Below are 12,354 nucleotides of genomic sequence, written 5' to 3'. Positions count from 1 at the left end.
CCGGTGGGTCCGGTCGGGGATCGGCCCGGTGATGTGTGGGTGTGGGGTGGGGTCAGGCGTCGCCGGAGACTCTCAGGACCAGGATGGCCATGTCGTCTCGGGCCTGTTCTTCGGCGAATTGTTCGACCGCGCGGTGGATTCGGGCCGCTACCGCGCCGGCGGTCAGGCCCGTGCAACCGGACAGGACCTCGGCCAGGCCGTCGTCGCCGAGCATGCGGGTGCCCTCGCGGCGTTCGGTGACGCCGTCGGTGACGCAGACCAGGACGTCGCCCGGGTCCAGGTCCACCGTCTCCAGGACCAGGTCGACCTCGTCCAGGACGCCGAGCAGCGGTTGCGGGGTGGCCACCGCGTCGACCGTGCCGTTGGGGCGCAGGCGCAGCGGGAGCGGGTGGCCCGCGGAGACCAGGCTCAGGCGTACGCCGCCGCCGTCGCGGTGGGTCATGTGGCCGTGCAGGAGGGTCAGGAACCGGCTGCGCGGGCCCTCTTCCAGGATCGCCGTGTTCAGCCGTTGCAGGACGGCGGGCACCGACATGCCCTCTCGGGTCAGCAACCGCAGCGCCGTGCGGGCCAGTCCGGTGACCGCGGCGGCCTCCGGGCCGGTGCCGCACACGTCGCCGATGGCGAAGCCCCACTTGTCCTCGCCGATGGTGAACAGGTCGTAGAAGTCGCCGCCGACCTCGTTGCCCTCGCCGGAGGCCTGGTAGACGACCTCGACGTCCACTCCCGGCACCTTGGGCAGCTCCGGCGGCAGCAGGCTGCGCTGGAGGGCCTGGCTGGTCGCGTTGCGCTCGGAGTACAGCCGGGCGTTGTCCATCGCGAGCGCGGCGCGGCGGGACAGGTCCTCGGCGAGTTCCAGGGTGTCCCGACGGAAGCGGTCGCCGGCCAGGATGCCGAAGGTCAGCATGCCGATGCCGCGTCCCCGGGCGACCAGCGGCAGCGTGACCGCCTCGCCGGTGACCAGGTCGGTGTGCTCGCGGACCACCTCCGGGTCCAGGGACCGCAGGCCCAGCCAGCGCCGGGCGCCGGGCGTGGGCTGCGCGCGTGGCGCCTCGGCGCGGTCCAGCAGTGCGCGCAGGTCGTCGATCCGCATCTCGTCGGCGTGCCACACCACGCTCAGCACCGGGGCGTGCGACTCGCCGGTGTGCACCGCACACCACGTGCCCAGTCGCGGCACCACGATCTGGGCGATCATGGCCAGCGTCATCTCCGGGTCGAGGGTGCCGGCCAGCAGATCGGACGCCTCGGCGAGGAAGGACAGCGAGCCGCGCCGGACCCGCTCCAACTCGGACAGGCGCGCGCTCTCCACGGTCAGCGAGACCCGGTCGGCGGCGCGCTGGAGCCGGGCCGCGTCGTCGTTGTCGAAGCGGGCCGCAGACTCCGAGGCGACACCGAGCGTGCCGGTGAGCCGGCCCTCGACCTTGAGCGGCACGGTCACCGCCGAGCGCATCCGGGTCTCCTGGAGGATCGGCACCGCGTCGGGCCCGGCCTCCAGGTCCTCGTGCACGGCCGGCATCCGGGCCGAGCCGTAACGGCCCACCGAGGTCTCCACCGGCACCCGCGACAGCCGATGCACCGCGCCCGCCAGACCGGTGGTCGCGCGCACCTCCATCTCGCTCTCGTCGTCGGTGGCCAGCAGCACGAACGCGGCGTCGGCGTCGAGCAGGTCGCGGGCACGTTCGACCGCGCGCTGGAGCAGGTCCTCCAGGCCCAGTCGGTTCAGCCCGTCGATCCCGTCCCATTCGCTGTCCGCCGGGATCGCCGCCCCGGTACGACCACGCGAGCCGTCCCGGTTCTCCAGCAGCGCGCGGGCCTGCGCGGGCACCAGGAGCGCGACCAGCGCGGGGTCGCCGTCGGCGTCACGCAGCCGCACGTGCGAGGCGAAGACGCGCGTGGCCACCCCGTCGGCGGCGCGCACGTCGTACCCGCCTTGCCAACGGGACAGCTCCAGCATCTCGTCCAGGGTCAACTCGGTGCCCGGCGTCTGCGGCCAGGCGACCAGGTCGCCCAGCGCCATGCCGATCGCCTCGGTCTCACTCAGACCGAACAACCGGGTCGCCTCGGGGCTCCAGTGGGTCACCTTGCGCGAGGCGTCGGCGTGCACCACCGCCACGCGGACCGGCACCGTGGCGTCGGGCAGCGCGTTGGCGGGCAGCAGCGGCCCGGCCGAACTGGTCGCCGAGACCGGATCGGGCAGCTCGAGCCGGAACCACACCCGTTTGACGTTCTTGGCGTATTCGACCCCCCACGCCGAGGCCAGCGACGCGGACAGGAACAGCCCGCGGCCGCTCTCGTCGCCGTCGTCGAAGCCGGTCGCCGGCTCCGGCAGCTCGCGGCTGGGGTAGTGGTCGGTGACCTCGATCTGAACGCCGCCGTCGTAGCGCACGCACGAGACCTCGGCCGAGGTGCCCGCGTGCACGATCGCATTGGTGACCAACTCGCTGGTCAGCAATACGGCGTCGTCCACCACGTCGCCGGCGTCCCAGTCGGTGAGCGTTTTGCGGACGAACGAGCGTGCGGCCGCCACGGACCTGCCCTCGGGTGCGAAGGCAGCGCTCATCCGGGCAGTGATGAGCATGCTCGTTCCCTGGTCCATACACTCCCGCATCTGCGACGAACGGCGGCTGCGGTGACGAATCCGGCTCCACAGTCCGGCAGATTCGCACCCTATCGGTTTCGGACGATCGGGCGGACCCCTCCAAACAGTGACGCATCGATCACGATTCCGACAGATGTCCGGTCCGAGCGTGCCTTCAGGGCCCGCACTTTCCGGATGACAAGCACCATCCTCCCGGACCGCCTCTGCTCTCAACCCTGTGAGTGAAAGACTGTGGATGGCAAGCGGCCGGAGGCACGGACGGTCGCGGCGAATCGGGTCCGGCGGAGGAAATGCGAGATGGCGAAGGCTTCCCCAGCGCAGGCGCGGACTGCGGCCGTCCGGCAGGGCCGGCACGACGAGCAGGATCTGCGGCGTCTGCTGGCCGCCCTGACCGGGGTCCGTGACGGCAACTTCCGCAAACGCCTGACGGTTTCCGGCGACGGGATCATGTCCGAGATCGCCGTCGTGTTCAACGACATGGTCGAGCGCAACCAGCACCTGTCCGGCGAGTTGGCCCGGGTGCGCCGGGTGGTCGGTCGCGAGGGCAAGCTGACCGAGCGGCTGGACCCGGGCCCGGGCGAGGGCGCCTGGGCGACGAGCATCGACGCGGCCAACGCGCTCGTCGAGGACCTGGTGCGCCCCACCGTCGAGGTCGGCCGGGTGCTGGCCGCCGTCGCCGAGGGTGATCTGTCCCAGCGCATGGACCTGCGGATCGCCGAACAGCCGCTGCGTGGCGAGTTCCTGCGGATGGGCCGCACCGCCAACGGACTGGTGGACCAGCTCAGCGCGTTCGCCGACGAGGTCACCCGGGTGGCCCGCGAGGTCGGCACCGAGGGCAAGCTCGGCGGGCAGGCCCGGGTGCGCGGCGTCTCCGGCAGCTGGAAGGACCTCACCGACTCGGTCAACACGATGGCCAGCCGGTTGACCCTCCAGGTGCGCGACATCGCCCTGGTGACCACCGCCGTGGCCAAGGGGGACCTGTCCCGCACGGTCACCGTCGAGGTGGCCGGCGAGATGCTGGAGCTGAAGGAGACCGTCAACACGATGGTCGACCAGCTCTCCGGCTTCGCCCAGGAAGTGACCCGGGTGGCCCGCGAGGTGGGCACCGAGGGCCGACTGGGCGGCCAGGCCCGGGTCGAGGGCGTCTCGGGGACCTGGAAGGACCTCACCGACTCGGTCAATATCATGGCGGGCAACCTGACCGCCCAGGTCCGCGACATCGCCCAGGTGACCAAGGCGGTCGCGTACGGCGACCTGTCGCAGACCATCACCGTGTCCGCGCGCGGCGAGATGGCCCAGCTCGCCGAGACGATCAACGCGATGACCGGCACGCTGCGCACGTTCGCCTCCGAGGTGACCCGCGTGGCGCGCGAGGTCGGCTTCGAGGGACGGCTCGGCGGCCAGGCCCAGGTCCCCGGCGGCGCGGGCATCTGGAAGGACCTGACCGACTCGGTCAACACCGCCTTCTTCAACCTCACCGCGCAGGTCCGCGACATCGCCGGGGTGACCACGGCGGTCGCCCAGGGCGACCTGTCGCAGAAGATCACCGTGGACGTCTCCGGCGAGATGCTGGAGCTCAAGAACACCGTCAACACCATGGTCGGCCAGCTGTCGGCCTTCGCCTCCGAGGTCACCCGCGTCGCCCGCGAGGTGGGCAGCGAGGGCATCCTGGGCGGCCAGGCGCAGGTCTCCGGCGTGGCGGGTACGTGGAAGGACCTGACCGACTCGGTCAACGTGATGGCCGGCAACCTGACCGGCCAGGTCCGCAACATCGCCCAGGTCTCCACGGCGGTGGCCCGGGGCGACCTGTCGCAAAAGATCACGGTCGACGTCTCCGGCGAGATGCTGGAGCTCAAGAACACCGTGAACACCATGGTGGACCAGCTGTCCGCGTTCGCCTCCGAGGTCACCCGGGTCGCCCGCGAGGTCGGCGGCGAGGGTCGGCTCGGCGGCCAGGCCCGGGTGGTGCCGGGCGTCGCGGGCGTGTGGCTCGACCTCACCGACTCGGTGAACTTCATGGCGGGCAACCTCACCGCCCAGGTCCGCAACATCGCCGAGGTGACCACGGCGGTCGCGCGCGGCGACCTGTCCAAGAAGATCGACGTGGACGCCCGCGGCGAGATCCTGGAGGTCAAGAACACCGTCAACACGATGGTCGACCAGCTCTCCGCGTTCGCCGACGAGGTCACCCGCGTCGCCCGCGAGGTGGGCACCGAGGGCCGACTGGGCGGCCAGGCCCAGGTGCTCGGGGTGGCCGGGGTGTGGCGCGACCTGACCTACTCGGTCAACTCGATGGCCGGAAACCTCACCGAACAGGTGCGCAGCCTGGGCCAGGTGACCACTGCCGTGGCCCGCGGCGACCTGTCGCAGAAGATCACGGTGGACGCCCGAGGCGAGATCCTCGAACTCAAGAACACCGTGAACACCATGGTCGACCAGCTCTCCGGCTTCGCCGACGAGGTGACCCGGGTGGCCCGCGAGGTGGGTACCGAGGGCCGCCTCGGCGGGCAGGCCGACGTCAAGGGCGTCTCCGGTACCTGGAAGGACCTCACCGAGTCGGTCAACGTGATGGCCGGCAACCTGACCGGCCAGGTCCGCAGCATCGCCGACGTGACCACGGCGGTGGCCACGGGCGATCTGTCCAAGAAGATCACCGTCGACGCCCGGGGCGAGATCCTGGAGCTGAAGGAGACCGTCAACACGATGGTCGACCAGCTCTCCGCGTTCGCCGACGAGGTCACCCGGGTGGCCCGCGAGGTGGGCACCGAGGGCCGCCTCGGCGGGCAGGCGCGGGTGCGCGGGGTCTCCGGCATCTGGAAGGACCTGACCGACAACGTCAACGTCATGGCCAACAACCTGACGTCCCAGGTGCGCAACATCGCCCAGGTGGCCACCGCCGTCGCCGACGGCGACCTGTCCCAAAAGAGCACCGTCGAGGCCAAGGGCGAGATGGCGGGCCTGGCGGGCACGATCAACACGATGGTCGACACGCTGCGCGCGTTCGCCGACGAGGTCACCCGCGTGGCCCGCGAGGTGGGAACGGAGGGCATTCTGGGCGGCCAGGCGCACGTGCCCGGGGTCTCGGGCACCTGGAAGGACCTGACCGACAACGTCAACTCGATGGCGGACAACCTCACCGGCCAGGTCCGCAACATCGCCAAGGTGACCACCGCGATCGCTGGCGGCGACCTGTCGCAGAAGATCGACGTGGACGCGCGCGGCGAGATGCTGGAGCTCAAGACCACCATCAACACCATGGTCGACCAGCTCTCGGCGTTCGCCGGCGAGGTCACGCGCGTGGCGCGCGAGGTGGGCACCGAGGGCATGCTGGGCGGCCAGGCCGAGGTCGAGGGCGTCTCCGGTACCTGGAAGCAACTCACCGAGAACGTCAACGAGTTGGCCGGCAACCTGACCCGCCAGGTGCGGGCCATCGCCGAGGTCGCCACCGCCGTGACCCGGGGCGACCTGTCGTTGCAGATCGCGGTGGACGCGTCCGGAGAGCTCGACGAGCTCAAGGACAACATCAACCAGATGATCTACAACCTGCGCGAGACCACCCGGGCCAACCGGGAGCAGGACTGGCTCAAGACCAACCTGGCCCGGATCTCCGGTCTCATGCAGGGCCGCCGCGACCTGATGGCGGTCGCCGCGCTGATCATGAGCGAGCTGACCCCGGTCGTGGACGCCCAGCACGGCGCCTTCTTCCTGGCCGAGTTGACCCAGGAGGACGTGGTCGAGCTGCGGCTGATCGCCTCCTACGGCTACCAGGACGGCGGCGGCGTGCCCACCCGCTTCCGGCTCGGCCAGTCGCTGGTCGGCCAGGCCGCGCTGGAGAAGCGCTCGATCCTGATCCTGGACGCGCCGCCCGGCTACATCAAGATCGCCTCCGGCCTGGGCGAGGCCGCCCCGGCGAACGTGATCGTGCTGCCGGTGCTGTTCGAGGACCAGCTGCTCGGCGTGCTCGAACTCGCCTCGTTCCGCCCGTTCACCAAGGTGCACCGCAACTTCCTGGAGCAGCTGAACGAGCAGATCGGGGTCACGGTCAACACGATCATGGCCAACTCGCGCACCGAGATGCTGCTCGCCGAGTCGCAGCGACTGACCGAGGAACTCCAGGAACGGTCCGAGGAGTTGCAGCGCCAGCAGGGCGAGCTGCGGCACTCCAACGCCGAGTTGGAGGACAAGGCGGCGCTGCTCGCCCGGCAGAACCGGGACATCGAGATCAAGAACCGGGAGATCGAACAGGCCCGGCAGGCGCTGGAGGAGCGGGCCGAGCAGCTCGCGCTGTCCTCCAAGTACAAGTCCGAGTTCCTGGCCAACATGTCGCACGAGCTGCGCACCCCGCTGAACAGCCTGCTGATCCTGGCCAAGCTGCTCGCCGACAACGTCGAGGGCAACCTGACCCGCAAGCAGGTCGAGTTCGCCGAGACCATTCACGGTGCCGGGTCCGACCTGCTCCAACTGATCAACGACATCCTCGACCTGTCCAAGGTGCAGGCCGGGAAGATGGACGTGCGTCCCGCGCGGATCGCGCTGGCCCAGCTGATGGACTACGTCGAGGCGACCATCCGCCCGCTGACCTCGGAGAAGAACCTCGAGTTCACGGTGCACGTCTCGCCCGCGGTGCCCGGGATCCTGTTCACCGACGAGCAGCGGCTGCAACAGGTGTTGCGCAACCTGCTCTCGAACGCGGTCAAGTTCACCGACTCCGGCTCGGTCGAGGTGTTGATCACGCTCACCGACGACATCCCGCTGACCAACACCGAGTTGGACAACGCGGAGCACGCGGTGGCCTTCTCGGTGATCGACACCGGCATCGGCATCGCGGTGGACAAGCTCAAGGTGATCTTCGAGGCGTTCCAGCAGGCCGACGGCACCACCAGCCGCCGCTACGGCGGCACGGGCCTGGGCCTGTCGATCAGTCGGGAGATCGCCTGGCTGCTCGGCGGCGAGATCCACGCGGAGAGCATGCCGGGACGCGGCAGCACGTTCACCCTCTACCTCCCGCTGGACAGCGTCCTGGTCCCGGGCGACGAGATCGGCCACGACCGCGATACCGAGTTGCCGCCGGCCCCGTACCGGGCGGCGCTGCCCGCCGCCGCGCCGTCCACCCCGCTGCTCAGCGACGCCCCGGAATTGCCCGGGGAGGGGGAGGACGAGCCCGAGGACGTGGGCGAGGTGGCGCCGCGCCGGGTCCTGGTGGTGGAGACGCCGCAGTCCGACGGCGCGCCGCTGAGCACCGCGCTGGCCGGGCTCGACGGGCAGATCGACCTGAGCACCGCCGCCGACGAGGGCGAGGCGGTGCGCCTGCTCGCCGAGGCGCCGCCGGCGTGCCTGGTGGTGGACCTGCGGCTGCCCGACGAGGGCGCGTGGCAGGTGCTCGACGCGGTCGCCTCGCGGAACGAATTGCAGAGCCTGCCCGTCGTGGTGCACGTTCCGGCCCGCCCGACCCGCTCCGAGTCGGGCCGGCTGCGCGGCTACCGGCGCCGGATCGTGCTGCTCCAGCGGGTCTCCACCCCCGACGCGCTGGCCCGGGCGGTGCTGGGCGCCACCGGGCCGGTGCGGGCCGATCACACCGGCCCCGCCAAGCCGGTGGTCGAGCCGTTCGAGGGCACCTTCGACGGCGAGCGGGTGCTGATCGTCGACGACGACGTGCGCAACGTGTTCGCGCTGACCAGCGTGCTGGAGCAGTACGGACTCAGCGTGCTGTACGCGGAGAACGGCCGTGAGGGCATCGAAGTGCTCCAGGGACACGACGACATCGCGATCGTGCTGATGGACGTGATGATGCCGGAGATGGACGGATACGCCACCACATCGGCGATTCGCCGGATGCCGCAGTACGCGGGGCTGCCGATCATCGCGTTGACCGCCAAGGCGATGAAGGGGGATCAGGAGAAGAGCATCGACTCCGGAGCCTCCGACTACGTGGCCAAACCGGTCGACACGCGGCACTTGTTGGGACTCATCCGCACTTGGCTCGACCACTAGTTCGCTTCTCGGGTGGCAAGCACCACATGATGGAACCCGTATGGTCGAACCGGCGTTGAAGGGGTGGAGGGGTCGATGCGGTGTTGTCGCAACCGTAGGTCGGGCTGTGGTGACACCATGCGGTCGTCTGTTCCGGAATACCTGCCGAGCCCATCGCCTGGCCACTACCATGACCGGGACGAGCACCGCCCGGAACGTGTGCTCGACCGGCGTGGAGTGCGTCGGGGCGATCTCGGCCGACGGTGTGCCGGACCGAACCGTGTCGATCGAGGCCGTGTCATTCTGGGCAGCGTCAGCAGTGCCGGCAGTGTCAACCAGGCAAACCGAAAACATGCACAAGGACGAGTGGAGCCGACCGATACGCGGGGTCACCCACCGTGTCGGATCGAAGAGGGTGGGCCATGACGGAGAAGGCCAAGATCCTCCTGGTCGATGACCGTCAGGAGAATCTGCTCGCCCTGGAGGCGATCCTGTCCGCGCTGGACCAGACCCTGGTTCGGGCGCATTCGGGCGAGGAAGCCCTCAAGGCGCTGCTCACGGACGAGTTCGCGGTGATTCTGCTCGACGTCCAGATGCCCGGAATGGACGGGTTCGAGACGGCCGCGCACATCAAGCGGCGGGAGAAGACCCGCGATATCCCGATCATCTTCCTGACCGCGATCAACCACGGTCCGCACCACACCTTCCGCGGTTACGCGGCCGGTGCGGTCGACTACATCTCCAAGCCCTTCGACCCGTGGGTGCTGCGCGCCAAGGTCTCGGTCTTCGTGGACCTGTACAAGAAGAACTGCCAGTTGCGCGAGCAGGCCACGCTGCTGCGCGGGCGCCTGGAGGGGCCCGCCGGCGGCGACCGGGCCGGGGCGGACGTGATCGCGGAGTTGTCCACGCGGCTGGCCGCGGTCGAGGAGCAGGCCGACGGCATGGCCAAGCAGGTCGAGTCGAGCGACGACCCGATCCTGGCCGCCTCCGCGGTGCAACTGCGCCGCCGGGTGGCCCGGATGCGCGCCGCGCTCGACGCCCTCGCGCCGGCCACGGCCGGCCACGGCGGACCCCCGCTGGTCCCGGCCCCGGACAAGGGCGAGGCGGCCGGCTGACCCCGGAGCGCCCGCGCGGACCGGACCGTCGACGACGGCCCGGTCCGACACGGCGCGCGCTCCGGGCCGGGACGCATGAGGTGGAGAGGGTCCACCGGTAACCTCGGGACATGGCCACACGTGCGTCCGGCGGCGGAGCGCAACCGCGCACGGCCGCGAAGAAGAAGGCTCCCGCCAGGAAGGCGGCCCCGCCCCCGCCTCCCCCGCCGAAACTGCTCGGTGGGGTGCCCGCGTTGCTCGGGAAGGCGCTCAAGGGGCTGTGGCTGGGGCTGGCGCACGCGTTCGGTTCACTCGCGCGGGGCATCGGCTCCGGCGCGCGCGGACTCGACCCCGCGCATCGTCGGGACGGGCTCGGGCTCGCCCTGCTCGGCCTGGCGATAGTGATCGCCGCGGGCGCGTGGGGCACCATCGACGGCGCGGTCGGCGAGGGGGTCAACGCGGTCGTCGCGGGCCTGGTCGGCCGGCTGGACGTGCTGGTGCCGTTCCTGGTCGGCGCGTTGGGCGTGCGGGTGATGCGCCATCCCGACCAGAAGGACGCCACCGGGCGGATCGTGATCGGCTGCACGGCGCTGGTGTGCGCGGTGCTCGGGTTGATCCACGTCGGGTGCGGGACGCCGCAGCCCGGTGACGGCGCGGCGGCGATGCGCGACGCGGGCGGGCTGGTCGGCTGGGCGTTCGCGACCCCGCCGGTGCACCTGGTCACCCGGTGGGTCGCGGTGCCGCTGCTGGTGCTGCTGATCGTGTTCGGGCTGCTCGTGGTCACCGCGACGCCGATCAACGCGGTGCCGGAGCGCCTCGGGGTCTTCCTCGGCTTCATCGAGGGGCCCGAGCCGGAGCCGTACGACGAGGACGACGACCGCCCGAGCGGGTTCGCCGGCTTCGACGAGGACGACGAGCCCGCGCCGGCGCCGGTGCGCAAACCCCGGCCGCGCCGCCGCCCGAGCCCGGCGGCCAAAACCGGCCATCCGGACGCGGTCGACGTGGCCGCGGCCGCCGCCGCGGCGCTGGACGCGGGCGACGCCGGCCTGATCGTCCCGCCCGCCCGCTCGCGCAAGGCCGCCGCCGCCCGGGTGGTGACCGATCTGCGGGCCCGCGCCGCCGACGCCCCGGCGCACACCCCCGCGCCGCCGCGCAGCGAGCAGCTCAGGCTCTCCGGCGACATCACCTACCACCTGCCCGGCCCCGCGCTGCTGCGCAAGGGCCCGCCCGCCAAGGCGCGCAGCAAGGCCAACGACGACGTGGTCGCGGCGCTGTCCAAGGTGTTCGAGCAGTTCAACGTCGACGCGCAGGTCACCGGCTTCTCCCGGGGCCCGACGGTGACCCGCTACGTGATCGAGCTGGGCCCGGCGGTGAAGGTGGAGCGGATCACCGCGCTGGCCAAGAACATCGCCTACGCCGTGGCCAGCCCGGACGTACGGATCATCAGCCCGATCCCCGGCAAGTCCGCGGTGGGCATCGAGATCCCCAACACCGACCGCGAGATGGTCAGCCTCGGCGACATCCTGGCCTCCGACACCGCCGCCGGCGACGCGCACCCGATGATCGCCGCGCTGGGCAAGGACGTCGAGGGCAACGACGTGGTGGCCAACCTGGCCAAGATGCCGCACCTGCTTGTGGCGGGCGCCACCGGCGCGGGCAAGTCGAGCTGCATCAACGGCCTGATCACCTCGATCATGATGCGCGCCACGCCGGAGGAGGTGCGGATGGTGCTGGTCGACCCCAAACGGGTCGAACTCACCACCTACGAGGGCATTCCGCACCTGATCACACCGATCATCACCAACCCGAAGAAGGCCGCCGAGGCGTTGCAGTGGGTCGTGCGCGAGATGGACATGCGCTACGACGACCTGGCCAACTTCGGCTTCCGGCACGTCGACGACTTCAACGTCGCGGTGCGCGCCGGCAAGCTGAAGGTGCCGCCGGGCAGCGAGCGCGACATCCAGCCCTACCCGTACCTGCTGGTGATCGTCGACGAGTTGGCCGACCTGATGATGGTCGCGCCGCGCGACGTCGAGGACTCGATCGTGCGGATCACCCAGCTCGCCCGCGCCGCGGGCATCCACCTCGTGCTGGCCACCCAGCGCCCCAGCGTGGACGTGGTCACCGGTCTGATCAAGGCCAACGTGCCCTCGCGGCTCGCGTTCGCCACCTCCTCGCTGGCGGACAGCCGGGTCATCCTGGACCAGCCCGGCGCGGAGAAGCTGATCGGCAAGGGCGACGCGCTGTTCCTGCCGATGGGCGCGAGCAAGCCGATCCGGATGCAGGGCGCCTACGTCACCGAGGAGGAGATCGAGGCGATCGCCCGGCACTGCAAGGAGCAGTTGCAGCCGGAGTACCGCGACGAGGTCACCGCGGGACCGGATCGCAAGAAGCAGGTGGACGAGGACGTCGGCGACGACCTCGACCTGCTCTGCCAGGCCGTCGAACTGGTGGTGTCCACCCAGTTCGGCTCGACCTCGATGCTCCAGCGCAAGCTGCGCGTCGGCTTCGCCAAGGCGGGCAGGCTGATGGACCTGATGGAGAGCCGGGACATCGTCGGACCGAGCGAGGGCTCCAAGGCGCGCGAGGTGTTGATCAAACCGGATGAAATCGAGCAGGTTATGGCCACGTTGCGCGGAGAATGATCGGACTTAAGTGATGATTGGTGTCAGTCGTGATGAATGACACATAAGG

At 70.7% G+C, this 12,354-nt stretch carries 4 protein-coding genes; 3 read left to right on the top strand and 1 reads right to left on the bottom strand.

Features of this window, described 5'->3' with window-relative positions; all coding sequences use genetic code 11:
• Positions 1 to 52: 52 nt before the first annotated feature.
• Positions 53 to 2,575: a SpoIIE family protein phosphatase gene (locus ACH4XV_RS13245; protein ID WP_395789229.1), complete on the bottom strand. Its 2,523-nt coding sequence runs from the start codon at positions 2,573 to 2,575 to the stop codon at positions 53 to 55.
• A gap of 318 nt (positions 2,576 to 2,893) precedes the next feature.
• On the opposite strand from ACH4XV_RS13245, the gene ACH4XV_RS13240 reads away from it, so the two are divergent.
• The 3 genes from ACH4XV_RS13240 (at position 2,894) to ACH4XV_RS13230 (ending at position 12,305) form a co-directional block, all read left to right on the top strand.
• Positions 2,894 to 8,587: a HAMP domain-containing protein gene (locus ACH4XV_RS13240; protein ID WP_395789227.1), complete on the top strand. Its 5,694-nt coding sequence runs from the start codon at positions 2,894 to 2,896 to the stop codon at positions 8,585 to 8,587.
• 401 nt (positions 8,588 to 8,988) lie between these two features.
• Entirely contained in the window at positions 8,989 to 9,681 is a 693-nt protein-coding gene (locus ACH4XV_RS13235) for a two-component system response regulator (RefSeq protein WP_395789225.1), read from the top strand.
• A 110-nt stretch (positions 9,682 to 9,791) separates the two neighbouring features.
• Entirely contained in the window at positions 9,792 to 12,305 is a 2,514-nt protein-coding gene (locus ACH4XV_RS13230) for a DNA translocase FtsK (RefSeq protein ID WP_395789223.1), read from the top strand.
• The last annotated feature ends 49 nt before the right edge of the window (positions 12,306 to 12,354 follow it).

This window comes from Embleya sp. NPDC020630 (assembly GCF_044334985.1).
Taxonomy (GTDB): Bacteria; Actinomycetota; Actinomycetes; order Streptomycetales; family Streptomycetaceae; genus Embleya.
The sequence above is the reverse complement of the archived record's forward strand: the minus strand, read 5'-3'. Positions and strand labels throughout refer to the sequence as shown.

What these genes read in the sequence shown, in the direction of transcription:
- ACH4XV_RS13245 (WP_395789229.1), bottom strand. Translation starts at nt 2,575, where the DNA reads ATGCTCATCACTGCCCGGATGAGCGCTGCCTTCGCACCCGAGGGCAGG.
- ACH4XV_RS13240 (WP_395789227.1), top strand. Translation starts at nt 2,894, where the DNA reads ATGGCGAAGGCTTCCCCAGCGCAGGCGCGGACTGCGGCCGTCCGGCAG.
- ACH4XV_RS13235 (WP_395789225.1), top strand. Translation starts at nt 8,989, where the DNA reads ATGACGGAGAAGGCCAAGATCCTCCTGGTCGATGACCGTCAGGAGAAT.
- ACH4XV_RS13230 (WP_395789223.1), top strand. Translation starts at nt 9,792, where the DNA reads ATGGCCACACGTGCGTCCGGCGGCGGAGCGCAACCGCGCACGGCCGCG.